We start from the raw sequence: 25,501 nt of genomic DNA, 5'->3' as shown, positions 1-25,501 counted from the left end.
ATCGTGTGAGCAACGGACAAGACACTTCAAACCTGTCACGCAGCAACCGCAAGGTCGCGGTGGTTTGCGCTGGCGTGTTCATGTTCATGGTCGGGGCGGCCTATGCCGCCGTGCCGCTCTACAATCTTTTCTGCCGTGTCACCGGGTTTGGTGGCACCACGCAGGTTGCCACGGCTGAAAGCGACGTGATCATCGACCGCAAGATCACCGTGCGCTTCGACGGCAACGTCAATCACGAACTGCCCTGGAAATTCAAACCGGTGCAGCGTTCGGTCACGCTCCAGATGGGCGAAACCGCTCAACTGGAATATGTGGCAACCAACACGGGTTCCGCCAGGACCGTCGGCACGTCGACCTTCAACGTGTCGCCGCCGACGGCCGGAGCCTATTTCAACAAGCTGCAATGCTTCTGCTTCACCGAGCAGGCGCTGGAAAGCGGCGAGACTGTTCAGATGCCGGTCGTTTTCTTCGTCGACCCGGAAATGGACAAGGATCCTGAGCTGAAACACGTGAAGGAAATCACTTTGTCCTACACCTTCTTCCCGGTAGAAGAACCGGAACGTCCTGTTGCAGCAAAGGCCGAGAAGGCCGCAGCTGAAACAAAATTCGAGTGATTGGCGCATCCGCGCTTGAAATGACTGTCTTTGGGGAGCTTGCCGATGGCTGAGGCACATACCAAAAACCACGATTACCACTTGGTCGATCCGAGTCCGTGGCCGTTCATCGCATCCGTCGGTGCATTCGTCATGGCACTGGGTGCCATCGGCTTCATGAAATATGCACAGGGCACGGAGTTCGTGCTGCTTGGCCTGGATCTCACCGGCTGGGGCCTGTTCGCTATCGGGCTGCTGATCGTCCTTTATGTGATGTTCGGCTGGTGGCGCGACACCGTTCGCGAATCCGCTCAGGGTCACCACACCAGGGTGGTCTCGCTGCATCTTCGCTACGGCATGCTGCTGTTCATCGCTTCTGAAGTGATGTTCTTCGTTGCATGGTTCTGGGCCTACTTCGATGCATCGCTGTTCACCAGCGAAGCCATCCAGTTTGCCCGTGTCGAGGCAACTGGCGGTCACTGGCCGCCTGCCGGCATCGAAACATTCGATCCCTGGCACCTGCCGCTGCTCAACACCCTGATCCTGCTGTGCTCCGGCACCACGGTCACCTGGGCACACCATGCGCTGCTGCATAATGACCGCGATGGCCTGAAGTGGGGCCTGACCCTTACGGTTCTGCTGGGTGTTCTCTTCACCGTCTGCCAGGTCTACGAATACATGCACGCTGCGTTCGATTTCGGCGGCAACATCTACGGCGCGACCTTCTTCATGGCGACCGGTTTCCACGGTTTCCACGTTATCGTCGGCACCATCTTCCTGGCCGTCTGTCTGTTCCGGGCACTGGCTGGTCAGTTCACCGTCGAGAAGCACTTCGGTTTCGAAGCCGCTGCATGGTACTGGCACTTCGTTGACGTCGTCTGGCTGTTCCTGTTCGTCTCCATCTACATTTGGGGCGCAGGCACACCGGCCGCTCACTAGGATCGCGCCAAACCGGCACGAGCAACGCCCGATCCGGCCACCGGATCGGGCGTTTTCATTTCAGTTGAGGCTTGAGGCACATCATGGAAGACAAGGCGCATTTTCCACCGGTCAATCCGGTTTCCGCAGGCCTGTCGGGCAAGTGTCCGCGCTGCGGCCAGGGGAAGCTCTTCGACGGCTTCCTGAGCGTCAAGAAATCCTGCATGGCCTGCGGGCTCGACTACTCCTTCGCCGACAGTGGTGATGGCCCGGCGGTTTTCGTCATCATGATCGTCGGGTTTATCGTGGTCGGTCTGGTGCTCTTCGTCGAACTCTCCTACCAGCCGCCGATCTGGGTACACCTGGTCCTCTGGCTGCCGCTGACGATCCTGCTGGCCGGTGGAGTGCTTCGACCGCTGAAAGGCCTCATGATCGCACTTCAGTTCCGGCACAAGGCCGCCGAAGGCCAACTGGACACCGGCAAGGACGACAATTGACCGGGCGGGTCCCGGGAAGACAATCCCATGCGTAAACTCGTTATTCCGACACTCGCCGCCATCGCGGCTCTGGTGGTTCTGCTCAATCTCGGTTTCTGGCAACTCGACCGCCTGGCCTGGAAAGAAAACCTCATCGAACAGGTGGAAGCCGGTGTTTCGACCCCGCCGGAAACAGCACCCGAACTAGCAGCCTGGGGCGACCTTGGACCTTCCGACGATTATAGCCATGTCAGGCTCACCGGACGTTTCCTGGAAGGGGCGGTCTTCTATTACACCGCGCTGACTGATCCGGTCGGGCCAGTAAGTGGGCCCGGGGTGATGGTTTATGCACCTTTCGAAACGGATCAGCAGTGGGTCGTTCTGGTCAACCGCGGCTTCCTGCCACAAGGGCTCGACAAGGCTTCGCGCGAAAAGGCAATCATGCCGCCTGATGGTGCCTGGGAGCTGACCGGACTTTTGCGGCTGAGTGAAAAACCGAACTGGACAACGCCGGAACCCGGTCGGGATGATCGTATCTGGTTCGCACGTGATACGGATGCCATGGCAGCAGAACTGGGTCTCGATCCCGCCAGGCTGGCTCCCTTCAGCATAGATCTTGACGCTTCCTTCACGCCGCCGTCCGGTCTGCCGCAGGCGGGGGAGACCATCGTTCATTTCAAGAACGACCACCTCGGCTATGCGCTGACCTGGTTCGGTCTGGCGGCAACGCTGATCGGTGTCTACCTGACTTACGCGGCAAGTATCCTTTGGCCGCGCAACCGGCAGGCGGGTGAAAGGTCGACCAAGTAGGTAGTGCTTGTGGCCTCGTGACACGAAGGAACGTGGCCCCGGAGGGGCAGGAGAACCCAGGCTCTCGGTCGTCGTCGCGGCCAAGCGAAGCGCGAGCCGCGATCGGGAAGCCACTGCTTCACTTTTGTCGGCAGGTTGGTTGAAAAGCCCTCGGCTCTCCAGTCACCGATCTCCGCGTTGCTGCGTCCGGGACAATCTGCTGAGAGGGGGCGATCAAAAAAGGGCCCCGCAGGGCCCTTCTTCAATTCTCTTGCAAGCTTGCAAACAGCTTAGCCGAGTGCTTCCAGAATTGCGGCGGCACCGGACTTTACGGCTTCGCCCGGAGCGTCTTCAATCGCCAGGAAGGTGATCACGCCATCCTTGGCAATCAGCGCGAAACGCTGTGAGCGCAGGTGACCGAAGATCGGTGCCGGCCCGAGGCCGAGGCCTGCGGCTTCGACAAATCCGGCAGCCGTGTCGGACAGGAATGTGATGCTGTCGCCGGCGCTGGAGGCTTTCTTCCAGGCGTCCATGACGAAGACATCGTTCACGGACAGGACAGCAATAGTGTCGACACCCTTGTTCTTCAGCGTTTCCGCATGCTCGATGAAGCCCGGCAGGTGGTTCATGTGGCAGGTCGGGGTGAAGGCACCCGGCACGCCGAACAGCACAACGGTTTTGCCGGATGTCAGCTCGCCGGTCGATATTTCGCCGGGGCCGTCCGCGGTCATGGTGTTGAATGTTGCCTCAGGAAGACGATCCCCAACAGAAAGTGTCATAGTGAATATCCCTTGATTGACCGGCTGCGGCGAAACGGCAGCCCCGCGTCACAGATAGGGCTTTGTTGGCCATCCGTCGAGGGAAGTTGAGGCAAAAGCGGTTCGATAGACAGACCGGCAGGAGGCAGTTTCTATTTCACCCAGGCCGGATCAATGGGAAACAGCCGCTCGACCGCCCGACCGCCCGCAGTCAGCACAAGGCGCAGATCGGCGTCGGTCTCAGTTGTTTTCATGCCTTTGAGTGGCAAGCGCCAGAGTGTCTTTTCACCGCCTTGGCCGGCAGGTTTAGGCAGGCCTATATAGGAGCCTTCGGGAGCTGCTGCAAAAAGATCCGGCGTGGTGTCTTCAGGCGCCTGGACCCCGATCTCCACTGCATCGCCCGTTGCCGACAGGGCTATCGCACTTATCTTCAGATCCGCGGACGGCTGCTTGGCAGGCACGGCCTCGAGGTCTCGTAGGATCAGTGTCTGGGCAAGGCTGTCGGTCTGGTCATCCGGGGTCAGATCAAGCGTCAGGGAGGCCTCTCCGGGAACGCAGATCTCGTTGCAGATACCAAAGAAAACGTCCAGGGAAAGCGTCACGGCTTGACCCGGATTTTCAGGTTCGACCCGCAGCGGCAGAACAATGCCATTGTGATAGACGATTGATTCAGAAAAGCCGTCGTCATAGCGCTCCGGCGCAGGATAGAGCACCTCGGTGGTCTTGATGTTTGCGCTTCCGGTCGTATCGATCTGGGGCGGAATTCCGGCTTCGCCAGGATAGCGCCAATAGGTGTGCCAGCCCGGTTCCAGAAGGAACTCCAGACCGGCTTCATAATGGCCGTCCTTCATGGGGCCCGAGGCGATCAGCCTGACGGCGCCTCCCTGAACTTCCGTCCAGCGGGTCATGGCGGCATGGGCGGGTGGAGCAAAAACAAAAAGGGTGAGCGCAAGGGCAAGGGCAGAGCGTTTCATGCCTTCTTTGCTACACGAGTTTCAGGCAAGCGTCATCGGCCAGACTGGGCAATCCAGGTCATATCCTTGTGACGCTGAAGTGAGCCGGTTGCCATTCGGCGAGCACAAACAGACATTAACAAAGCCTGGCAAAGGGGCTATGCTTTCCCTTGGGCAGAGAGCGTCAACAGAAAACGAGGTACGCATGGCCGGATCCGCAGCAACAGATTCCCTTGAAGGTCAGTTTCTGATTGCGATGCCGGGCATGTCAGACAGCCGGTTCGAACATTCTGTGATTTATCTGTGCTCTCATTCGGACCAGGGCGCAATGGGCCTCGTCGTGAACCAGGTGGCCCGCCATCTGTCACTGGAAGAGCTTCTGATCCAACTCGATATCGTCAACGACGATGGTGCCATTCGCCTGCCGTCGAAAGTCCGCGACATGAGCGTCCACAAGGGCGGTCCAGTGGAGGTCGAGCGCGGCTTCGTGCTGCATAGCGACGATTTCATGCTGAACCAGTCGACCCTTGCCATTGATAACGGCATCTGCCTGACGGCAACACTGGAGATCCTGCGGGCGCTTGCGCAAGGGACCGGCCCCACCCAGGCCATGCTGGCCCTCGGGTATGCAGGCTGGGCTCCGGGGCAGCTTGAAAACGAAATCCAGGCCAATGGGTGGCTGACGGCTCCGGCCGATCCGGACATCCTGTTCGATCAGGCCTCCGACAAGAAATGGCATCGCGCGCTCGCCAGCATGGGTATCGACCCCGCCATGCTCTATGCCGATGCAGGGCACGCCTGACGGCGCTGACGTCACGGCCGGTTTCGCAAAACTTGTCTCTCCACGGTCATCATTTTAGCCAAAAGCGACTTGCGCTTGAATGTTATGGCGCGTAAGTCGCATCAATGGCATGGTTTGTTTCAAATCTGCCGGAATTCAAGTAGGCTGATCCTTCTCGCATCAGAGGTCTGGCAAACAGGCAGGGGACGCGGGCGTCCCGCGACAAACAAAGCAAGAGGAACGTTGCGCGGTGAAATACATCAGTACGCGTGGTGAAGCACCAGTTCTGGAATTTTCCGATGTCCTGCTACAGGGGCTCGCACGCGACGGCGGACTTTATTTACCTGAAACCTGGCCGCAATTTGATGCCGACACCATCGCGTCTTTCGCCGGTAAACCCTATCAGGATGTTGCCTTCGAGGTTATTTCGCCCTTCGTGGCCGGCGCCATTCCCGAAGACGATCTGAAGTCCATGATTGCAGAAGCCTATGACGGCTTCCGCCACCCGGCCGTGACGCCGCTTGTCCAGACCGGACCGAATACTTTCATCCTCGAACTCTTCCACGGCCCGACGCTGGCGTTCAAGGACGTCGCGATGCAGCTGCTTGGCCGGATGATGGACTATGTCCTGACCGAGCGCGGCCTGCGCGCGACCATTGTCGGCGCAACATCCGGAGACACAGGCGGCGCCGCCATTGAGGCCTTCCGCGGGCGCGAGCGCACCGATATCTTCATATTGTTTCCCGACGGACGCGTTTCCAGCGTGCAGCGCCGCCAGATGACGACCCCGGCGGAAAAGAACGTTCATGCCCTGGCACTAAACGGCGACTTTGATGATTGCCAGGCCATCGTCAAAGGCATGTTCAACCATTTCTCCTTCCGCGACAGGGTTGCCCTTTCCGGCGTCAATTCGATCAACTGGGCGCGGATCCTGGCGCAGATCGTCTATTATTTCGTCGCAGGCGCTGCCCTTGGCGCGCCGCATCGCAAGATCTCCTTCACGGTGCCGACCGGCAACTTCGGTGATATTTTTGCCGGCTATGCCGCCATGCAGATGGGGCTTCCCGTCGAGAAGCTGGTGGTGGCGACCAATGTCAACGACATCCTGGCGCGGACACTCAAGACCGGGCGTTATGAAAAGCGCGGCGTGACGCCGACCATTTCTCCGTCCATGGACATCCAGGTGTCTTCCAATTTCGAGCGGCTTCTGGCGGAGGTCTGCGGACGCGATGGCGCGGCAGTCCGGCGCATGATGAACCAGTTGAGCCAGTCCGGCAGTTTCGAGATCGAGGAAGGTCCGCTCCGCGCCATGCGCGCGGTCTTCGGAGCAGGCCGCTGCAACGAGGACGAAACGGCATCGACCATTGCCGAACTGTGGAACGAGGCAGGCTATTTGCTGGACCCGCACACGGCAATCGGTGTCCATGTGGCGAAAGACCATGATAACGGTGAGACACCGATGGTGGTGTTGGGCACGGCGCATCCGGCCAAATTCCCGGATGCGGTGGAAAGGGCTTCAGGAAACCGGCCGGAGCTGCCGGAAAACCTGAAGGATATGATGACTGCGGAGGAGCGCCAGCAGGTTCTGGCGGCGGATCAGGGCGTGGTGGAGCGATACATCGAAGATCACGCCCGGGCCGTTACTGCTGGGGTGTGAGCATATGAAAGTACAAACAACAATCCTCGATAACGGGATGACGGTCGTCACCGACCAGATGCCTCATCTGAAAACGGCGGCTCTTGGCGTGTGGGTGCGAACCGGATCCCGCGCGGAGAATGTGCACCAGAACGGGATAACCCATCTTCTGGAGCATATGGCCTTCAAGGGCACCAAGACCCGCACGGCGCGTGGCATCGCAGAAGAGATCGAGGCCGTCGGTGGTGAGCTGAACGCTTCCACAAGCATCGAACACACCAATTACTACGCGCGTATCCTGGCTGAGGACACGCCGCTTGCGGTCGATATTCTCGCTGACATCCTGCAGAATTCCACATTCGATGCTCAGGAGCTGACGCGCGAACAACATGTGATCCTTCAGGAAATCGGCGCGGCAAACGACTCCCCCGACGATCAGGCCTTTGACCTGTTCCAGGAAACCGCCTGGCCGGACCAGGCCATCGGACGGCCGATCCTCGGAACGCCGGAAACGGTGCAGGGGTTCAACCGCGACGCACTCAACGCCTATCTCGCTGATCGCTACCGGGCACCGGACATGGTGCTGGCCGCTGCCGGCGCGGTTGATCATGAAGAGCTTGTCGCTCTTGCCCGCGAGAAGTTCGGTGGTTTCAACTCCGAGCCTGCAGCTCCGGAATCCGAAGCACGCTACCGCGGCGGCGAAACCCTTCGGCCGAAGGAACTTATGGAAGCACAGGTTCTGATCGGTTTCGAAGGCCGGCCCTACAAGTCCAAGGACTATTACGCCATCCAGATCCTGGCATCGGTCCTGGGCGGTGGCATGTCCTCGCGCCTGTTCCAGGAAATCCGCGAGAAGCACGGCCTTTGCTACGCCATCTACAGCTTCCACTGGGCGTTTTCCGATACCGGACTGTTCGGCCTGCATGCGGCCACCAGCCAGGAAGACCTGGCTGCGCTGATGCCGATGATCGTGGACGAACTGATCGCCGCCACCCAGACGATCACCGACGAGGAAGTCGCCCGCTCCAGGGCGCAGATCCGCGCGGGACTGATGATGGCGCTGGAAAGCCCGGCAGCCCGCGCCGGACAGATTGCCCGTCAGATCCTCGTGCACAACCGCGTGCTCGATCCGGACGAGATTTCCTCGAAGATCGAAGCGGTGACGGCTGCCGACATCCGCAGGGTCGCGCACGAGACTTTCGTGGGCACGGTGCCGACCCTGACTGCGATCGGCCCGGTTGACGGTATCATGACTGCGGACGAACTCGCAGGACGGCTTCAGCAAAGCCCGGTCCTGCGGGCCGCATCCATGTAAGTCGGACAGAACAAGGCGGAGAGTGGGGCATGGCGCTGTTACGGCCGGGAGCAACACCTGACGCCGAACTCCTGATCGAGGCCGGCGGTTATTATCTTCGCCCGCCGATCATGTACGACTTCAAGCCCTGGGCGGAACTTCGCGGCGAAAGCCGGGCCTTCCTGAAGCCCTGGGAACCGCTCTGGCCCTCCGATGACCTCACCCGAACCGGCTTTCGCCGCCGCTTGCGCCGCTATTCGAAGGACCGCAAGGAAGGGCGCAGCCTGTCGTTCCTGCTGTTTCGCGCGCGCAGCAACGAGATCCTCGGCGGACTGACACTCAGTAATATCCGCAGGGGTGTCAGCCAGACTGCGACACTTGGCTACTGGATGGGCGAGCGGCACGCCGGAAAAGGACATATGTCCTCGGCTGTCGCCATGATCTTGCCGTTTTGTTTCGACGTGTTGAACCTTCATCGTATTGAAGCGGCATGTCTGCCAACGAACATGCCGTCCATCCGTCTGCTCGAAAATGCCGGGTTCCACCGGGAAGGCTACGCACGCAACTATCTGTTAATTAACGGGACCTGGCAGGATCATCTTCTGTTTGCCTGTTTGGCGGAAGACCATGCGTCGCGACCTGAAAAGGTGGCACCGAGCGTCGAGGGAATCTTGAAAGAATTCTTGTGACATGCGCCACAACCCGGTACTTCTTCGCCCCATGTCGATTGTGATACCGGATCCGAAAACAAGCGTGATCAGAAACCTTGTCATTGCTCTGACGTTGTTTGCAACGTTGCTTGCCACCCTGCCTGCGCGGGCGCTGGAGCCGATCCCGGTTCCGATCGACGTCGAAGCTCTGGACATCACCAATTCCGTCGACCTGCATCGCGAAGCCGGAACCCGGCTGCAGGTGTCGACCGCACCGGGTGCGGACGGCATCGTGCGCCGTATCGAGGTTCCCTCCCGCGATGGTACCAACACCAACTGGGCGGTGTTTGCGCTGGCCAACACCAGCGATGAACAGATCGACCGCCTGATCGTTGCACCAAATTACAAGCTGGTCGGCTCCGACCTGTTCTGGCCGGATCTCGGTTCCTCGCGCATTCTGGCGATCACACCAAGCCAGGGCATCGCTCCCGAACGTCAGAAAAGCCTTGAGGCAGACGTCTTCCTGGTCACGCTCGACCCGGGGTCGATCGTCACCTTCGTCGCGGAAATGACGACGCCGAACCTGCCGGAAATCCGGATCTGGGAACCGGACGTCTACGAGGAAACCGTCAACGCCTACACGCTCTACCGTGGCATCATTCTGGGCATCTCCGGCCTGCTGGCCCTGTTCCTCACCATCTTGTTCGTGGTCAAGGGCACGGTCATGTTTCCGGCCACCGCGGCACTTGCCTGGTCGGTGCTGGCCTATCTGTGCATCGATTTCGGCTTCTGGGGCATGGTGTTCAATCTGGAGGGTGGCGGCAGCCAGCTTGCGCGCGCCTGCGCCGAGGTCATGCTCGCGGCCAGCTTGATCATCTTCCTGTACGCCTACCTGAACCTCAACCGCTGGAACATTCATTATTCCCATCTGGCGCTGACGACGCTGATCCTGATCCTGGGTCTGCTTGGCGTTGCCGTTTGGGATCCCTCGATTGCAGCCGGCATCGCCCGTCTTGCGCTGGCCATCATTGGCTTGCTCGGGTTCGTCACCATCGCGGTGCTGGCCTTCCAGCACTATGACCGCGCCATCCTGCTGATCCCGACCTGGTGCCTGCTGATGGCCTGGCTGGTCGGGGCGGCGATGACCGTAACCGGCTATCTGTCCAACGACATCGTCCAGCCCGCGCTCGGCGGTGGTCTGGTTCTCATCGTGCTGCTGATCGGCTTCACGGTGATGCAGCACGCTTTTGCCGGCGGCGCGATCGCGCAGGGGCTTATCTCCGATGTCGAACGCAAGGCACTGGCCCTGACGGGTGCCGGCGACATCATCTGGGACTGGGACATCGACCGCGACCGCATCTACACGGGCAATGAGGTTGAAGATCTGCTCAACCTGAAGCGTGGCACCCTGGAAGGGCCTGCGCGCGACTGGCTGGACATCCTGCATCCCCAGGACCGTGACCGGTTCCGGGCGACGCTCGACGCGGTCATCGATCAGCGTCGCGGCAAGGTAACCCAGACCTTCCGTCTGCGCTCAGAAGACGGTCACTTCCGCTGGTTCCGCCTGCGGGCCCGGCCGATCATCGGATCGGACGGCGAGGTGATCCGCTGCGTGGGCACGCTCCTGGACGTGACCGAGGAGCGCACGGCGGAAGAACGCCTTCTGCACGATGCCGTCCACGACAATCTGACCGGTCTGCCGAACCGCGAACTCTTCGTCGACCGCTTGCGCACCAGCGTCATCCGGTCGCGTGCGGAAGAAACCTCCAAGCCGACCTTGCTCGTGCTCAATCTTGACCGTTTCAAACAGGTCAACGACAGCATTGGTCTGTCTGCCGGCGACAGCATTCTCTTGACGGTGGCGCGTCGTCTCGGTCGACTGATCGGCCAGCAGGATACGCTGGGACGTCTTTCCGGCGACCAGTACGGCCTTGTTCTCCTGTCCGAACAGGAGCCGGACCGGATTGTTGCGCTGGCGGATTCGCTGCGCAAGGCGGTCCGCGCACCGATCACCTTCGGCGACCGGGAGATCTTTCTGACCTGCTCCGTCGGCATTGCCTTCTTCGAAGGTGGCAAACAGGCGGTCGAGGACATGGTCACCAATGCGGAGATCGCCCTCAATCACGCCAAGCGCCTGGGTGGCGATCGCCAGGAAGTGTTCCGTCCGATCTTGCGTCCACTCGACAAGAACATCGTCGACCTGGAAGCCGACCTGCGCGAAGCGATCAAGAAAGAAACGCTGGGTGTCTACTTCCAGCCGATCATCCGGTTGGAAGACCAGGCGGTTGCCGGCTTCGAAGTGCTGGCACGCTGGAACCACGCCAAGCGCGGCAAGATTTCACCTTCGGAATTCATTCCCGTCGCAGAGCAGTCCGGTCTCATCAACGAACTGGGCATCTATATGCTCGACAAGGGCGCACAGCAGCTGGCGTTCTGGCAACGCGAGTTCCCGATGCAGCAGCCTCTGTTCGCTTCGGTGAATCTCTCGTCGCGTCAGCTGTTGAAACAGGACCTGATCAACGATGTGAAGGCCGTTCTGTCGAGAACATCGCTGGCACCAGGAACCCTGAAGCTGGAACTGACGGAATCACTCGTCATGTCCAACCCGGAATATTCCGCCAAGGTGCTCGAGCGCCTTCGCGGGCTGGGGGCAGGCCTGTCCCTCGACGACTTCGGCACCGGTCATTCCTCGTTGTCCTATCTTCAGCGGTTTCCGTTCGACACGATCAAGATCGACCAGTCCTTCGTCAAACCCAACGGGTCTTCCGCCCGGCCGGTCCTGCTGAGGACAATCGTCGCCATGGGGCATGACCTTGGCATGTCGGTCGTTGCCGAAGGAGCGGAGAGCGAGAACGATGCGTTGGAGCTCTACCAGCTCGGCTGCGAATACGCTCAAGGCTTCTACTTCGGCGAGGCCGTCACGGCAGCGGAAGCCACCAAGATCCTGCGCAAGATGCCGGCGGAAGCCGAAACGGCCTGATATTGGCCGGCACCTATCGTGCCGGCTGATCTTGCGTCAGGGGCTCTGACAGCAGTTTCCCACACTCTCCGTCATGCCATGGCTCGACCATGGCATCCATGCCGTGCGCCATCCAGCCGCAAGGGCTGCGGGGTCGTCGAGGTCATGAATTGGATTGCAGGGGCAAGCCCTGCAATGACAGAGGGAGTTGATGTAGTTGGGGTTGGAAGGCGAGGAGGAGATGCCGCGCCGTTTCCGCGTCAAGGTGCCAGGATGGGCACGGTCTTGTCCGTTTGCCGGATTTCCAGCGGCGTTGCACCGAAGGGATCGCCGTCCACCTGTGCAGCCACGGCACCTGTTGCCAGAATGGAAGCCGTTTTGAACGGGCGCACCAAAGCGCCCTTGGCCTTGTGGATGCGGCCCATCAAGAGCGCGACGCCGTAGCAGAAGGACGACCAGGGGTCGTCCCTTTCCAGAACCAGCATATGCAAGCCGGGATCGGTCGCCCCGCCGGGGCAAATGACAAAGGGGCCGCCATAGTGGCGGGCGTTGCTGGCTACGGCGAGTTTGCCGGTCAGCTCTTCACCGTCCAGGATCACCTTCAGCGAGGCGCTCTTGCGTTTGAAACCGGTCCGCAGCGCCGTGATGACATAGGCGAGCTTGCCAAGGCGCCGCTTCAGGGAAAGCGGCACGGCGTGAACGACTTCGGCATCGAACCCGGCAGAGGCCATCAGTACAAATGGCCTGCCGTTGGCAAGGCCATAGTGCAACTGCCTGGTCTTGCCGCGTCGGATCAGTTCGGCAATTGCCTTCGCATTGCGCGGGAGGCCAAGTTCAAGGGCAAGCACATTGGCGGTGCCGAAGGGAATGATGCCCAGTTGCGGCGGGGCGGGGTGGTTCTGAAATCCGGTCAGGGCCTCGTTGACGGAGCCGTCTCCGCCGGCAACCACCAGCGTCTGCACAGGCAGCGAGGGATCCGCGCAGATGTCGCCGATCTCGCCTGCGCGTCTCGTCAACCGGATCTCGGTCTTGCAGCCGAGATCTTCCAGGCGATTGCGCACGTCATCCAGAAATTCGGCGCTATAGCCACCCGAGGTCGGGTTGGCCACGATCAGAACCTTTCCGGCCATATCCGGAACCATTGTGCGCACTGCTGCTGCGCCGGACCACCAGAAAAGTCTCACTCAAAATCCTCTGCTCATCAGACAGGATTCGTTTTTTCGCCGCTCTTATACGGGGCCATTCCGCCGCGCGCCAGTTCGTCTGCACGTTCATTGTCCGGATGGCCGGCATGTCCCTTGACCCAGTGCCAGGTAACGTCATGACGTTCCCTTGCGGCGTCAAGAGCTTGCCAGAGATCCGCATTCTTTACCGGCTTGTTGGCAGCCGTGCGCCAATTCTTGCGCTTCCAGCCATACATCCATTCCTTGATGCCGCTGCGCACGTATGTGCTGTCGGTATAAAGGTCGACCGCACAAGGGCGCTTGAGGGCATTCAGCGCCTCAATGGCGGCCATCAGCTCCATACGGTTGTTGGTGGTTTCCGACTCGCCGCCGGAAAGCTCTTTCTCATGCTCCCCGAACCGCAGGATGACACCCCAGCCGCCCGGGCCAGGATTGCCGGAACAAGCGCCGTCCGTATAGATCGTGACCCGGTTGTTGTTCTCCGTCATCGCTCCAACCCGTAGGCCTGCGTGGAGGAAATGCTCTGATGGAAGCGGAGCTTCTTTAGATATTCCAGCGGATCCTTCGGCGTAACCAGCGCACCTTCCGGCACGCTTAGCCAGTCATAGAGCCGTGTCAGCAGGAAACGCAGGGCCGCGCCCCGGCAAAGGGTCGGCAAGGCATCGTATTCAGCCTCGCTCAACGGTCGCACGGCGGCATAGCCCTTGAGCAGGGCCTTTGCCTTGGTCACGTTGAACGACATGTCCTGCTCGAAGCACCATGCGTTGAGACAGATGGCAATGTCATAGGCAAAGGCGTCGTTGCAGGCAAAATAGAAATCGATCAGCCCGGAAAGCTCGTTGCCCAGAAAGAACACGTTGTCGGGAAACAGATCCGCATGGATCACCCCACCCGGAAGGTCCCTGGGCCAGACCTTTTCCACGTGGTCCAGCTCGCTGGCGATCTCTGCACCGAGACCGGGATGAACCGTATCGCTGCGCTCCCCGCATTGATCGAACAGGGGCCGCCAGCCGCTGACGTCGAGCGCGTTCTTGCGGAACCCGTCGTAATCGGCGCCGTCCAGGTGCAACTCTGCCATGGCCCGGCCCAGCTCGGCGCAATGATCCACTTTGGGCCGCTTGACCCACATGCCGTCCAGAAAGGTGACCAGCGCGGCCGGTCGGCCGGCGAGTGTGCCCAGAAGTTTGCCGTCCCTCGAAGGGACCGGCGTCGGACAGGACAGGCCCTTTGCGGCCAGATGCTGCAGTAGGTTCAGAAAATAAGGCAGATCGTCCGGGTTCACGCGCTTTTCGTATAGCGTCAGGATGTAGGACGCCTTGTCCGTGTGGACCAGGAAGTTGCTGTTCTCGACACCTTCGGCAATGCCCTTGAATGACAACAGACGTCCGACATCGTAGCTGCCGATGAAGTCGTTCAGTTCCTCATCGGTTACTTCGGTATAAACAGCCATGGGGTTATCCGGCAGCGGCCTGGGAGGAGGCGATCATCTCGCGCAGCTCCCGCGGCAGGTTGAAGGAAATCGTTTCTTCGGCAGTACGCACCGTCTCGACGTTGACGTCGAACCGATCGGCAAATGCCGCGATGATTTCCTCTACCAGGGTCTCGGGGGCCGATGCACCTGCTGTCAGACCCAACGACGTGATACCTTCGAAATCGTGCCAGTCGATGTCGCTTGCGCGCTGGATCAGCACTGCAGTCCTGCACCCGGCCCGTTCAGCAACTTCACGCAGGCGCTGCGAGTTGGAGGAGTTCGGGGCGCCGACAACGATCATTGCGTCGACCTTTGGCGCCACATGCTTGACCGCTTCCTGACGGTTGGTGGTTGCGTAGCAGATGTCCTCCTTGTGCGGAGCGACAATCTGCGGGAACCGGTCCTGCAGCACAGCCACGATCCCGGCCGTGTCGTCCACGGACAAGGTGGTCTGGGTAATATAGGCGAGGGGGCGGTCGGTCTTCGGCGTGAAGGCGCGCGCGTCGTCTTCAGTCTCGATCAGGCTGACGGTGCCCTCGGGCAACTGGCCCATGGTGCCGATCACTTCAGGATGCCCCGCATGACCGATCAGCAGAATCTCGCGGTCCCGGCGAAAATGGATTTCCGCTTCCTTGTGGACCTTCGAGACCAAGGGACAGGTGGCGTCGAGATAGAACATCTTGCGGCTCTGGGCGTCTTCCGGCACGGATTTCGGTACGCCGTGCGCAGAGAAGATCACCGGTCTGTCGGTGTGCCCGGCCGGTATTTCTTCCAGCTCTTCCACGAACACAGCGCCCTTGGCCTTCAGCCCGTCCACCACGAACTTGTTGTGCACGATCTCGTGACGGACGTAGACCGGACTGCCGTATTTTTCCAGGGCGAGTTCCACGATCTGGATCGCGCGATCGACACCGGCGCAGAACCCTCGGGGCGCGCAAAGGTGAATGGCAAGCGGTGTTTTTTCCTGTTTGCTCTCGGTCATCATGCTCTTTCGAGGAACGTTTCTGCGCGCAATAAGGGCTCGCAGCCACGCTGTGTCAAGGGATGTGCGGCAAGCTGAACCAATTCAGCCACAATGAGCTGCTTGAAGGTTTGCGTTTGACAAGCCTCGCCAAGCAATTCTTCACCTGCTATGAAGCTCCGCCGACAATTGTTGCATTTTTATGGAATGAAGATGATCAGTGCGATTCCCGCCGTCTCCGGCAAGACCCTGAAGACAATTATGGCCGTGGGCCTTTCCGCCGCGGCTCTTGCGGGGTGTATGAGTGCCGCTGACGGTGTTGCGGGCAAGGTTATTTCCGGTGGCCAGCAGCCGATCGAGATTTCTCCCGAAACCTTTGCGCCGCCGGTTCCCTGTCCCGCGCTGCAGCTTCAGTCCAACACATTCCTGATCCGCAAGTATGTGCGCGGCAAGGACGATGACCCGCAGGGTCTGCTTTACCAGGCCACCGTCAAGGATTGGGCCAACACCTGCACGCAGCAACCGGACGGTAGCCGCCGCATGAAGCTGGGCCTGTCCGGCGATGTCACCTCCGGTCCTGCCTGGAAGGGCGGCGAAGTGGTTCTGCCGATGCGCGTCGCCATTGTGCCCGGGGGCAGCGGAGCCAAGCCGCTCAGCTCCGAGATCGTGAAAATTCCGGTCACGCTTGGAGCGAACTCGCCAAGCGAAACCTGGACGCTGATCGAAGAGAAATTCACGATCCCGGCAGGTGCGGACGCCAAGGTTGTCTTCGGCTTTGACGAAGGCCGTCGCCGCTAAGGCCCGGCCACGCACGTAGCACATCAGGTTCGACTGGATTTGAGGCCTGGCCGGGAAGATGGAAACCGGCCGGCCATTGATCGTGCACACTCTGCAAGACGATGCCTAAAATTGTGCACCGGCAAAATTGCGGGGGCTGCATGTCGCATATTGACAAGACTATGTCTGCCTCGCACAATCCGGCCCCAATCGGGGTCGTCCCCCGGTTGGCGTGGAAACACGTCAATGTTTATGCGGGAGAGGCCGGGTGAAAGGATCCTGGCGCCGAAGGAGCAACCGCCCCGGAAACTCTCAGGCAGAAGGACCGCATGAACTGCAACGCTCTGGAAAGCAGTGCTCCGCAAGTGGGTTTGCGGACTGCTCACCGAAGGAGTAACCGAAAGGCGTCATCGGCGCCGGTCGGGAAATCTCTCAGGTACTCGGACAGAGGGGGTGCAGACGGATCAGGACCCATGTGGGCCGGTTCGGGACTGCGCAACCCCGAATACGAGGACCGTTCATGGCGGAAACCGTTGCAGACGAAGATCTGAAACAAACGCCTCTTCACGACCTTCATGTGGAACTGGGTGCACGCATGGTGCCGTTTGCCGGCTATTCCATGCCCGTGCAGTACAAGGCCGGCATCATGGCCGAGCACCAGCAGACCCGCACGAAGGCCGGCCTTTTCGACGTCTCTCACATGGGCCAGGCCCTGTTGATCGGTCCCGATCACGAAACGACGGCCCGGGCTCTGGAAGCGCTGACCCCGTCCAATTTCGTCGAACTTGGCCACGGCCGTCAGCGCTACACGGTGCTGCTCAACGACGAAGGCGGCATCATCGACGATCTGATGGTCACCCGGCCGCTGTCCGAAGCAGAAGACGGCAAGCTGATGCTGGTGGTCAATGCCTCCCGCAAGGATGTCGACTACGCCCATTTCCGCGACAGACTGCCTGAAAACGTGACCCTTGAAGTGATCGACGATCGTGCGCTGATCGCGGTTCAGGGACCGGAAGCCGTGGCTGCGGTCGCAGCACATGCGCCCAGGGCAGCCGAACTTGGCTTCATGGCCGCCGAACCGATGGAGTTTGACGGGATCGACTGCCACGTTGCCCGTGCCGGCTATACCGGCGAGGACGGCGTGGAGATGTCCGTGCCTGCCGGTGCTGCTGAAGCGATTGCCCGTGCACTGCTCGCCGACGACAGGGTCGAACCGATTGGGCTCGGGGCCCGCGACAGCCTGCGTCTTGAGGCAGGGCTGTGCCTCTACGGACACGACATTGACGAGATGACGTCTCCCGTCGAAGGCGCCATCACCTTCTGCATGCAGAAGCGCCGCCGAGAAGAAGGCGGCTTTCCGGGCGCCGAACGCATTCAGGGCGAACTCGAAAAGGGACCGGGCCGTGTCCGCGTCGGCCTGCGCCTCGATGGCAAGGCACCTGCGCGGGAAGGAGCCGAGATCGCACTGCCCGACGGGCCGGTGATCGGCACCGTGACATCCGGCGGTTTCGCACCGACCGTGGGTGCCCCGATCGCCATGGGCTATGTCCCGGTGGAGCACTCCGAAACTGGCACGCCACTTGAATTGATCGTCAGAGGCAAGCGCTTGCCCGCTACCGTCGCGGACATGCCGTTTGTTCCGAACCGGTATTACCGCAAACCCAAAGCATAAATCTTTCCAGATAACGGACGCACAATATGACCACCTATTACTCCAAGGACCACGAGTGGATCGCCGTAGATGGCGACAAAGCCACTATCGGCATCACGACTTACGCGCAGGAGCAGCTCGGCGACGTCGTTTACGTCGAACTGCCGGAAGCCGGCAAGGCGCTGTCACAGGGCGATGAAGCCGCCGTCGTTGAATCCGTCAAGGCCGCCAGTGAAGTCTACGCTCCGATCGACGGTGAAGTCGTTGAAGCCAACGATGCGCTGGTGGACGAGCCGGCCAAGGTGAACGAAGATCCCGAAGGCGCTGCATGGTTCATCAAGATGACCGTCGGCAATGCGGATCAGCTGTCCGACCTGATGGACGCGGCAGCCTACAAGGCATACGTGGAGACGTTGTAATTCATGGCAGGGCACTACTACACGGCACAGGTGGAATGGGCATGCGACGGCGACTATGCCGCAAACGCCTATTCCAGAGGGCACATCTGGCGTTTTGACGGTGGTCTGGAGATCCCGGCAAGCGCTTCGCCCACGGTGGTACCCCTGCCATATTCCATTGAGGCCGCCGTCGATCCGGAAGAGGCTTTCGTCGCCGCTATCTCGTCCTGCCACATGATGTCCTTCCTGGATCTTGCCCGGCGGGCGAATTTCGTTGTCGCCAGTTACAGCGACCGTGCCCAGGGCGAAATGAGCCGGGTGGCGCGGGGCAAGATGGCAATCACGAAAGTGGTGCTGCGGCCGGTTATCACGCTGGTTGCGGCCGAGGACCCGGATCCGACCTGGCTGACCGATCTGCATGAAAAGGCGCATGACGTCTGTTTCATAGCCAACTCCGTGAAGTGCGAGATCGTTGTGGAGCCCGAACCGCTCCGCCTTGTCGCACCGTGACTTTCCGGAACCGGCCGCACGAAGTCGCAGCCGGTTCCCTGTTCTGGATGGTGACCAGTTCTCTTCTCTGTGCGTCTGCACGGCGCCACCGCGCCGAGCAGGAAACGGGGAGCCCGTATCCGGAAGCTTGTCAGTTCTCCGGTTCCGGGCCGATGAAGCGAGAGCGTGGTTTTCGCCGGTCCGATTTTTGATCAAACCCTTGGGAGCTGCCTGATGCGCTACCTGCCTTTGAACGATACCGACCGCAGCGACATGCTCGCGCGGGTCGGCGTCAAATCCGTCGATGAACTCTTTGCGGATATCCCTGAAGACGTTCGCATGAAGGGTCTGCTCGACCTTCCCAAACGAGCCAGCGAAATGGAAGTGGAGCGCAAGCTCTCGGCCATGGCATCGAAGAACACTGCGGCCGGCTCCGTTCCGTTCTTCGTCGGCGCAGGTGCCTACAAGCACCATGTGCCGGCAACGGTCGACCACCTGATCCAGCGGTCGGAGTTCCTGACCTCCTATACGCCCTATCAGCCGGAAATCACGCAAGGTACGCTTCAGTACCTGTTCGAGTTCCAGACCCAGGTAGCGCGCCTTACCGCAATGGATGTCGCCAACGCGTCCATGTATGACGGCTCCACCGGCACCGGTGAAGCCGTGCTGATGGCGCACCGGGTGACCAAGCGCAACAAGGCCGTGCTTTCCGGCGGGCTGCATCCGCAGTACCGGGAAGTCGTCGAAGGCCTGTCCAACATGGCCGGCGATCGGGTCGTCAGCCTCCCGGCAGACCCGACGGGCACCGAAGACATCCTGTCACAGATCGATGACGAGACGTCTTGCGTTGTCGTCCAGTCGCCGTCGTTCTACGGCCAGCTGATCGACCTGAAGCCGATTGCCGAAAAGGCGCACCAGCACAAGGCGCTGCTGATCGCGGTCTTCACCGAAGTGGTGTCGCTCGGCCTGATCGAACCGCCGGGAACACAAGGCGCGGATATCGTGGTCGGTGAAGGCCAGTCTATCGGCAACGGCCTCAACTTCGGTGGTCCTTATGTCGGTCTCTTCGCCACCCGCCAGCAATATGTCCGCCAGATGCCGGGCCGGCTCTGCGGTGAGACGGTGGATGCGGAAGGCAAGCGCGGTTTCGTGCTGACGCTGTCCACCCGCGAACAGCATATCCGCCGCGACAAGGCAACGTCCAACATCTGCACCAACTCCGGTCTCTGCTGCCTTGCCTTCACCATTCACATGTCGCTGCTGGGGCAGGCCGGGTTGACCAAACTCGCCCGCATCAACCACGGCAACGCGGTCAAGCTGAGGAAGCTTCTTGCCGGCGTGTCCGGTGTCGAGGTTCTGAACTCGGCCTATTTCAACGAGTTCACGATTGCGCTGCCGAAGGTGGCCGAGGACGTGGTCGAGCAACTGGCCGAACGGGGCGTTCTCGCAGGCCTGCCGGTTTCTCGACTGGAGCCGGGCAACAAGGATCTCGCGAACCTGTTGGTCGTCGCGTCGACCGAAGTCAATACGGATGAAGACCGCGCGGCCTTTGCGGACGCGCTGAAGGAGGTGCTGGCATGAGCATGAACACGCAAGGCCGCCCGACCGCAGCAGGTGATGCCGGGGATGCTTTCCGCCCGAAGACTTTCACCGGCAACCGTGGTCTCGATATGGAAGAGCCGCTGATTTTCGAATTCGGCTCGCTGGAAACCACCGGTGTCGATCTCGACGAGAACGAAAGCGCCGAGTTCGAGCTTGGCAGCTTCAAGCGCAAGGCCGAGATCGGTCTGCCCGGCCTCGCCGAACCGGAAGCCATGCGTCACTATGTGCGCCTGTCGCGGAACAACTATGCCATCGACAGCGGTCTCTATCCGCTCGGCTCGTGCACCATGAAGCACAATCCGCGCCTCAACGAGAAGATGGCCCGTCTGCCGGGCTTCGCGGACATCCATCCGCTTCAGCCGGTGTCCTCGGTGCCCGGCGCACTGGAACTGATCGATGCGCTTGCCCACTGGCTGATGGTGTCCACCAACACCTCCGCTGTCGCGATGAGCCCGAAAGCCGGTGCCCATGGCGAATTGTGCGGCATGATGGCGATCAAGGCAGCCCACACTGCTGCCGGCCGTGATCCGAAGATCGTTCTGGTGCCGGAAAGCGCTCATGGCACCAACCCGGCAACGGCAGCGCTCTTGGGTTACAAGGTCGTCAACATCGATGCCAAGGACGACGGGACCGTCGATCTGGAGGCACTGAAGAAGACCATTGCCGAACACGAAGGCAACATCGCCGGCATCATGCTGACCAACCCGAACACCTGTGGGCTGTTCGAACGGGAAGTGAAACAGATCGCCGATCTGATTCACAAGGCGGATGCCTATTTCTACTGCGATGGCGCCAACTTCAACGCTATCGTCGGCAAGGCCCGCCCGGGGGATCTTGGCGTCGACGCCATGCATATCAACCTGCACAAGACCTTCTCGACGCCTCACGGCGGCGGTGGCCCGGGTTCCGGTCCGGTCGTCCTGTCCCAGAGACTGGCTCCTTTCGCGCCGCTGCCGTTCATCCGCAAGACGGAAAAAGGTGTCGAACTGGTCGAAACCGAAGCCGCCACCAAGGACGGCGAGCAGCCGTTCGGCCGCATGACCGCGTTCCACGGCCAGATGGGCATGTACGTGCGGGCTCTGTCCTACATGATGAGCCACGGCTCCGACGGTCTGCGGCAGGCGTCTGAAGATGCGGTGCTGAATGCGAACTATATTCGCGTCGGCCTGCAGGACCTGATGAGCCTGCCATTTGGCGAGCGTCCGTGCATGCACGAAGTGCTGTTCGACGACAGCTTCCTGAAGGACACCGGCGTGACCACGCTCGACTTCGCCAAGGCGATGATCGACGAAGGCTATCATCCGATGACCATGTACTTCCCGTTGGTTGTCCATGGCGCGATGCTGATCGAGCCGACGGAATCGGAAAGCCGGGCTGCGCTCGATCTTTTTGTCGCCACCATGCGCGATCTCGTGATGAGCGCAAAGCGCGGCGAAACGGAACGCTTCTCCGGTGCACCGTACCTTGCCCCGCGACGCCGTCTGGACGAAACGGGTGCAGCTCGCAAGCCGGTCCTGAAATGGACCGAGCCGGCTCCGGCCGAAGTGACCCCGGCTGCTGCCGAGTAGCACGTGGACGAATTTTCAAGGATGAAAACCCCGGCTTCGGCCGGGGTTTTTTGTTTCCTGTCGCTCAGGTGTGCGCTGTCACTACGTTGGAGACGTGAGGAAACCGGATTGCCTTGCCGTCAAAACAGGGGCCCAGTTCTTTCAGGAAATCATTGAAGCAGGCGTTTCTGTCGTCTTCGGATAGCCTGGAGAGCTTGTCTCCGGTATGCATGCCGCCCATGGCTCCGGCGGCATACGCACGGCCATCCGGGTGATGAAGCGTCAGTGAAACTGTCTCCAGTTGGATATCCAGAAACCCGGCTTCTTCAAAGTTCGATCGTATTTCTTCAGGGTCGGAGAGTTGGCAGATCGCACGAACGGCTGCCCCCGCCTCTGCGTCGACGTGTTTTTCCAATGCGATTGCCTGCGCCATCAGCAGAGGGTTTTCGGACAGACCGCGGGAAACGCAGAAGGCGACGCGGCCCCCGCGTGCCAGAACGCGGTGAAGTTCGCGCAGGGCTCCGACACGATCGGGGAAGAACTGCAAAGCCTGCTGACAGTAAGCGAGGTCAAAGCCACCATCAGGGAATGGCAGATCGCCTGCGGTTGCCTCGAACCATTCTGCGTCTATCCCGTTTACGCTGGCCTTTTCGGCCGCAACGGCCAGCATTCCCGCACTCATGTCCACGCCGGTCAGCCTCGCAAATCCGTTCCCAAGGCTCGCGACTTCACGGATTACCGCACCGGTGCCGCACGCAAGGTCCAGGATCCGGTCTCCGTTTTGGGGTGGTTGCCGTTGGAGCAGCTCTTGTGCCCAAGGCTGAAAGATCACCGGCACCATGACACTGTCGTATCGCTCGGCAAATGTTCCGTTTCGGGGGACGCCTTCCTGATTGCTCATGGTTCGCTCCAGACTACGAACGGGACCGGCAGTATAGCTCCAAACCCTCGCCAAGGCACGGAACCTGGTTTTCACCGGGATCGAAACGTCTGGCTTGGAGCCTTCGGTTCCAGGGTGATGACACACAGGGACGTTCAAAAATCTTATTGACAATATAAATGTCAAAATGACATATAAATTGTCAAATGAGGTGCCCATGAAGAAATCCGTCGAGCTTTATGAAATCATCCGCCTGATACGCCCCGTGCACCGCCGGCTTGCGCGGGCGGTGGAGGCCAAGCTGGAGGGAACCGGCGTGACCGTCGGTATGCGAGCGGTCATGGAAGTGCTGGAGGAAGCCGGGCCGATGGCGGTACCCGAGATCGGCCGGGCGCTGTTTCTTGCCCGCCAGCAGATCCAGCTCGTGATGAACGCTCTGGAAGAGCAGGGACTGGTCGAGCGCCGGGCCAATCCGGCGCACAAGCGATCACCACTGTTTGCCTTGAACGAAGCGGGGCACGACCGGTTCGGCGAAATCCGGGCACGGGAGACTGACGAAATCGAGACAGTCTGCGAGCTCTTCTCGGACGACGATCTGCGTTCCACGCAGCGGGTGCTCTGCACCATGCTTGATCATTTTGCCGCGTTCGAGGACGACCCGGATCGGCCCAAGGCACTGGAATAATTTCACGAACAGGAGAGGTCACATGACCGGTATCTGGATTGCGGCCGGGCTCTGTGCCGCAGGCGTTGTCGCCTATATCGTTTATTGCCTGCGGCGGCTGGGAACGCCGACAAAGGGCGCAAGTATCGACAGGTCAATGCGGCCGGGCACAGCTCTGGTGGTGATCGACGTGCAGGAGGACTTCACCAGGAACACCGGCAAACACGCTTTTGACCCAGGCCAGAGAGACGCTGTGCTTGCCGAAATAGGGCGTCAGGTGGAAGCGCACCGGATGGCAGGCCACCAGGTCGCTTTCGTCAAGAATGTCTTCCGCGACTGGCCGGTGATCGTGGCCATGAAGATGTCGGCGGGCGGTATCGGCACACCGGGGCGAGACGGTTTGAAGCTCGACCGAACACTTGCTGTCGGCAATGCTCCGGTCTTTGAGAAGTCGATCGGTGACAGTTTCTCCAGTCCGCAATTGGAAGCCTGGCTTGAGGAAAAGCGGATCGGGCGGCTGGTCCTGGTTGGGCTTGATGCCTGTCACTGCGTTCAGCTGACCGCAAAAGGTGCGTTGAACCGGGGCTATGACGTCGAAATCAGGGATCCTGCGACACTAACCACGACGCCGGACAGATGGACGGACCTCAAAGGCGAGTTGGGCAAACTCGGCGCAGCCTTCGCCTGAAGCGGGCGCAGTCGGAGCCATGTCCGGCTGCGCTTGAAGGCCTCAGTGTGCGACCAGGAGTGATCGCTCCCGGCTGCGCAAGTCGAGAAGTTGGGAGATCCAGCTATTTCGGTTTTGCAGAAAGGCGGTCAAAAGCGCTGGATAGTCCGCAGTAACTGCTTCTTGAACCGATGTGCGGGCCGCAAGCTTGCTACGCCACGCAAGAACCCGGTCGAGGTCGTCAAACATTTCAAGCGTCAAGAACGTCTCAAAGACATCGAAATAGCGGAACACCGGGGCGAAAGCCGCATCGACGAGCGAAAAGGCTCTGCCGGCGAAGAAGGGACCGTCCGGATCAAGTTCACCTTCCAGATGACTGAACTTTGCACGAAGTGCTTCACCCGCAGCATAAAACCCGGTGTCGTCCCTGGCGTTGTAGAGCGCGCCGATGCCGTTCAGGATCTGCGAAGCGAATTCGATATAGGCCCGGTGCCGCGCGCGTTCGGCAGGGTCCTCCGGGTGCAGCCGGCTCCCTTCTGTCTCGTCCAGGAATTCGACGATCGGGGCGGATTCGAAGAGATAGCGATCACCACCCAGTTTCAGCAGCGGCACCTTGCCGAGTGGTGAGGCCGCGCGGAACCAGTCCGGTTTGTCGGCAAGGTCGATGGTAACCCGGTCAAACGGGACATTCTTTTCATGAAGGACGATCGCCGCGCGCTGCACGTAAGGGCAAAGCGCATGGCTGATCAGGGTAAGTGTGTCGGGCATCTGGAAACTCCTTTTCATGCATCTGCATCAAGATGGATGCATATGCATGAAAAATCAAGATTGATGCAATTGCATAAATTTTCTATTTCTTGGCTATGAGCAATTCCGCCGAAACCGTCCCCCAGGCCATCGACGCCTGGGCCCGTCTGCAGCGTGCAAGCGGCAACGTGCTGGCACGGGTCGAGGCACGCCTGAAGGCGGCCGGATTCCCACCTCTTGGCTGGTACGATGTGCTGCTGGAATTAAGCCGGGCAGAGGACAAAACTTTGCGACCGGTCGAAATCGAAAAGCGGATGCTGCTGGCCCAGTACAATGTTTCGCGCCTGCTCGACCGGCTGGCCGCTGCGGGCTACATCGAAAAGCTGAAGAGCCCGGAAGACGGCAGAGGTGTCTCGGTGCGTCTGACCCAGGAAGGGGAGACGCTCTTGAAGGCCATGTGGCCGTGTTACCGGGCAGCGGTGGAAACCGAATTCACAAGGCATCTGGAGCCGGGGGACACCGAAGCGCTCTGGAAGGTGCTGGGCAAACTGGTGCAGTGACGTCTGTTCCCGGGGAGTGAACACACTGTTTCCGCATGACAGGCCAAAACATGCGTATAAGGTCGGCAAACCTTCTCTCTGACCGGACCTGAAACC

At 60.4% G+C, this 25,501-nt stretch carries 26 protein-coding genes and 1 riboswitch; of the genes, 18 read left to right on the top strand and 8 right to left on the bottom strand.

The window, feature by feature from the left end; all coding sequences use genetic code 11:
- Positions 1 to 5 precede the first annotated feature (5 nt).
- The 4 genes from FIU93_RS00715 (at position 6) to FIU93_RS00700 (ending at position 2,797) form a co-directional block, all read left to right on the top strand.
- Positions 6 to 614 (top strand): cytochrome c oxidase assembly protein, encoded by a 609-nt coding sequence (locus FIU93_RS00715; protein WP_152504581.1) that lies wholly within the window; start codon positions 6 to 8, stop codon positions 612 to 614.
- A gap of 45 nt (positions 615 to 659) precedes the next feature.
- Positions 660 to 1,532 (top strand): cytochrome c oxidase subunit 3, encoded by an 873-nt coding sequence (locus tag FIU93_RS00710; RefSeq protein ID WP_023002019.1) that lies wholly within the window; start codon positions 660 to 662, stop codon positions 1,530 to 1,532.
- Positions 1,533 to 1,612: 80 nt separating this feature from the next.
- Entirely contained in the window at positions 1,613 to 2,008 is a 396-nt protein-coding gene (locus tag FIU93_RS00705; RefSeq protein ID WP_031269732.1) for a DUF983 domain-containing protein, read from the top strand.
- Positions 2,009 to 2,035: 27 nt separating this feature from the next.
- Entirely contained in the window at positions 2,036 to 2,797 is a 762-nt protein-coding gene (locus FIU93_RS00700) for an SURF1 family protein (RefSeq protein ID WP_152504580.1), read from the top strand.
- 269 nt (positions 2,798 to 3,066) lie between these two features.
- On the opposite strand, the gene FIU93_RS00695 is transcribed toward FIU93_RS00700, so the two are convergent.
- Together FIU93_RS00695 and FIU93_RS00690 are read right to left on the bottom strand one after the other, a co-directional pair.
- Positions 3,067 to 3,555, bottom strand: coding sequence for a peroxiredoxin (locus tag FIU93_RS00695; RefSeq protein ID WP_055657820.1), 489 nt, complete (start codon positions 3,553 to 3,555; stop codon positions 3,067 to 3,069).
- Positions 3,556 to 3,686: 131 nt separating this feature from the next.
- Positions 3,687 to 4,508, bottom strand: a complete 822-nt coding sequence (locus FIU93_RS00690) for a protein-disulfide reductase DsbD domain-containing protein (RefSeq protein ID WP_152504579.1) — start codon at positions 4,506 to 4,508, stop codon at positions 3,687 to 3,689.
- A 184-nt stretch (positions 4,509 to 4,692) separates the two neighbouring features.
- Between FIU93_RS00690 and FIU93_RS00685 the strand changes: the two genes are divergently transcribed.
- From FIU93_RS00685 to FIU93_RS00665, 5 genes are all read left to right on the top strand, one after another.
- Positions 4,693 to 5,289: a YqgE/AlgH family protein gene (locus FIU93_RS00685; protein WP_023002014.1), complete on the top strand. Its 597-nt coding sequence runs from the start codon at positions 4,693 to 4,695 to the stop codon at positions 5,287 to 5,289.
- Between the two features lie 229 nt (positions 5,290 to 5,518).
- On the top strand, positions 5,519 to 6,925 hold the full coding sequence (thrC, locus tag FIU93_RS00680) for a threonine synthase (RefSeq protein WP_077290726.1): 1,407 nt from the start codon (positions 5,519 to 5,521) through the stop codon (positions 6,923 to 6,925).
- A gap of 4 nt (positions 6,926 to 6,929) precedes the next feature.
- Positions 6,930 to 8,219, top strand: a complete 1,290-nt coding sequence (locus FIU93_RS00675) for a pitrilysin family protein (RefSeq protein WP_031269731.1) — start codon at positions 6,930 to 6,932, stop codon at positions 8,217 to 8,219.
- Positions 8,220 to 8,248: 29 nt separating this feature from the next.
- Positions 8,249 to 8,887 (top strand): GNAT family protein, encoded by a 639-nt coding sequence (locus FIU93_RS00670; protein WP_023002011.1) that lies wholly within the window; start codon positions 8,249 to 8,251, stop codon positions 8,885 to 8,887.
- 31 nt (positions 8,888 to 8,918) lie between these two features.
- Entirely contained in the window at positions 8,919 to 11,828 is a 2,910-nt protein-coding gene (locus tag FIU93_RS00665; protein ID WP_023002010.1) for an EAL domain-containing protein, read from the top strand.
- 239 nt (positions 11,829 to 12,067) lie between these two features.
- Here the strand turns inward: FIU93_RS00665 and FIU93_RS00660 are convergent, their stop codons facing one another.
- The 4 genes from FIU93_RS00660 to ispH are packed head-to-tail and all read right to left on the bottom strand — an operon-like array spanning position 12,068 to position 15,447.
- Entirely contained in the window at positions 12,068 to 12,991 is a 924-nt protein-coding gene (locus FIU93_RS00660; RefSeq protein WP_208984429.1) for a diacylglycerol kinase family protein, read from the bottom strand.
- 17 nt (positions 12,992 to 13,008) lie between these two features.
- Positions 13,009 to 13,479 (bottom strand): ribonuclease HI, encoded by a 471-nt coding sequence (gene rnhA, locus FIU93_RS00655; RefSeq protein WP_055657829.1) that lies wholly within the window; start codon positions 13,477 to 13,479, stop codon positions 13,009 to 13,011.
- Positions 13,476 to 14,441 (bottom strand): homoserine kinase, encoded by a 966-nt coding sequence (gene thrB / locus FIU93_RS00650; protein ID WP_023002007.1) that lies wholly within the window; start codon positions 14,439 to 14,441, stop codon positions 13,476 to 13,478. The genes rnhA and thrB overlap by 4 nt, the downstream gene beginning before the upstream one ends.
- 4 nt (positions 14,442 to 14,445) lie before the next feature.
- Entirely contained in the window at positions 14,446 to 15,447 is a 1,002-nt protein-coding gene (gene ispH / locus FIU93_RS00645; RefSeq protein WP_023002006.1) for a 4-hydroxy-3-methylbut-2-enyl diphosphate reductase, read from the bottom strand.
- Between the two features lie 189 nt (positions 15,448 to 15,636).
- On the opposite strand from ispH, the gene FIU93_RS00640 reads away from it, so the two are divergent.
- From FIU93_RS00640 to gcvPB, 6 genes are all read left to right on the top strand, one after another.
- Positions 15,637 to 16,221 carry a hypothetical protein gene (locus FIU93_RS00640; protein ID WP_031269728.1) on the top strand — a complete coding sequence of 195 codons (585 nt, stop codon included), beginning with the start codon at positions 15,637 to 15,639 and terminating at the stop codon, positions 16,219 to 16,221.
- A 224-nt stretch (positions 16,222 to 16,445) separates the two neighbouring features.
- Positions 16,446 to 16,538: riboswitch (glycine riboswitch) on the top strand.
- Between the two features lie 182 nt (positions 16,539 to 16,720).
- Positions 16,721 to 17,872, top strand: a complete 1,152-nt coding sequence (gene gcvT, locus FIU93_RS00635; RefSeq protein WP_055657837.1) for a glycine cleavage system aminomethyltransferase GcvT — start codon at positions 16,721 to 16,723, stop codon at positions 17,870 to 17,872.
- Between the two features lie 26 nt (positions 17,873 to 17,898).
- Positions 17,899 to 18,270 carry a glycine cleavage system protein GcvH gene (gene gcvH / locus FIU93_RS00630; RefSeq protein WP_023002003.1) on the top strand — a complete coding sequence of 124 codons (372 nt, stop codon included), beginning with the start codon at positions 17,899 to 17,901 and terminating at the stop codon, positions 18,268 to 18,270.
- A 3-nt stretch (positions 18,271 to 18,273) separates the two neighbouring features.
- Positions 18,274 to 18,759, top strand: a complete 486-nt coding sequence (locus FIU93_RS00625) for an OsmC family protein (protein ID WP_023002002.1) — start codon at positions 18,274 to 18,276, stop codon at positions 18,757 to 18,759.
- 213 nt (positions 18,760 to 18,972) lie between these two features.
- On the top strand, positions 18,973 to 20,319 hold the full coding sequence (gene gcvPA / locus FIU93_RS00620; RefSeq protein WP_152504578.1) for an aminomethyl-transferring glycine dehydrogenase subunit GcvPA: 1,347 nt from the start codon (positions 18,973 to 18,975) through the stop codon (positions 20,317 to 20,319).
- Positions 20,316 to 21,908, top strand: coding sequence for an aminomethyl-transferring glycine dehydrogenase subunit GcvPB (gcvPB, locus tag FIU93_RS00615; RefSeq protein ID WP_152504577.1), 1,593 nt, complete (start codon positions 20,316 to 20,318; stop codon positions 21,906 to 21,908). The genes gcvPA and gcvPB overlap by 4 nt, the downstream gene beginning before the upstream one ends.
- 64 nt (positions 21,909 to 21,972) lie before the next feature.
- On the opposite strand, the gene FIU93_RS00610 is transcribed toward gcvPB, so the two are convergent.
- The gene (locus tag FIU93_RS00610; RefSeq protein WP_173017236.1) at positions 21,973 to 22,788 is read right to left on the bottom strand and encodes a methyltransferase domain-containing protein; all 816 of its coding nucleotides are present in this window, start codon (positions 22,786 to 22,788) and stop codon (positions 21,973 to 21,975) included.
- Positions 22,789 to 22,984: 196 nt separating this feature from the next.
- On the opposite strand from FIU93_RS00610, the gene FIU93_RS00605 reads away from it, so the two are divergent.
- Together FIU93_RS00605 and FIU93_RS00600 are read left to right on the top strand one after the other, a co-directional pair.
- Positions 22,985 to 23,452 carry a MarR family winged helix-turn-helix transcriptional regulator gene (locus tag FIU93_RS00605; RefSeq protein ID WP_023001998.1) on the top strand — a complete coding sequence of 156 codons (468 nt, stop codon included), beginning with the start codon at positions 22,985 to 22,987 and terminating at the stop codon, positions 23,450 to 23,452.
- 22 nt (positions 23,453 to 23,474) lie between these two features.
- Positions 23,475 to 24,119 carry a cysteine hydrolase gene (locus tag FIU93_RS00600; RefSeq protein WP_152504575.1) on the top strand — a complete coding sequence of 215 codons (645 nt, stop codon included), beginning with the start codon at positions 23,475 to 23,477 and terminating at the stop codon, positions 24,117 to 24,119.
- A 42-nt stretch (positions 24,120 to 24,161) separates the two neighbouring features.
- Here the strand turns inward: FIU93_RS00600 and FIU93_RS00595 are convergent, their stop codons facing one another.
- On the bottom strand, positions 24,162 to 24,866 hold the full coding sequence (locus tag FIU93_RS00595; RefSeq protein ID WP_152504574.1) for a glutathione S-transferase family protein: 705 nt from the start codon (positions 24,864 to 24,866) through the stop codon (positions 24,162 to 24,164).
- Positions 24,867 to 24,961: 95 nt separating this feature from the next.
- Here FIU93_RS00595 and FIU93_RS00590 point away from each other — a divergent pair, with 95 nt between their 5' ends.
- Positions 24,962 to 25,405, top strand: a complete 444-nt coding sequence (locus FIU93_RS00590; protein ID WP_062490240.1) for a MarR family winged helix-turn-helix transcriptional regulator — start codon at positions 24,962 to 24,964, stop codon at positions 25,403 to 25,405.
- Positions 25,406 to 25,501: the final 96 nt, after the last annotated feature.

It is taken from the genome of Labrenzia sp. THAF35 (assembly GCF_009363595.1).
In the GTDB taxonomy this organism is placed as follows: Bacteria; Pseudomonadota; Alphaproteobacteria; order Rhizobiales; family Stappiaceae; genus Roseibium; species Roseibium algicola.
This window is presented reverse-complemented; position numbering and strand designations above follow the sequence as displayed.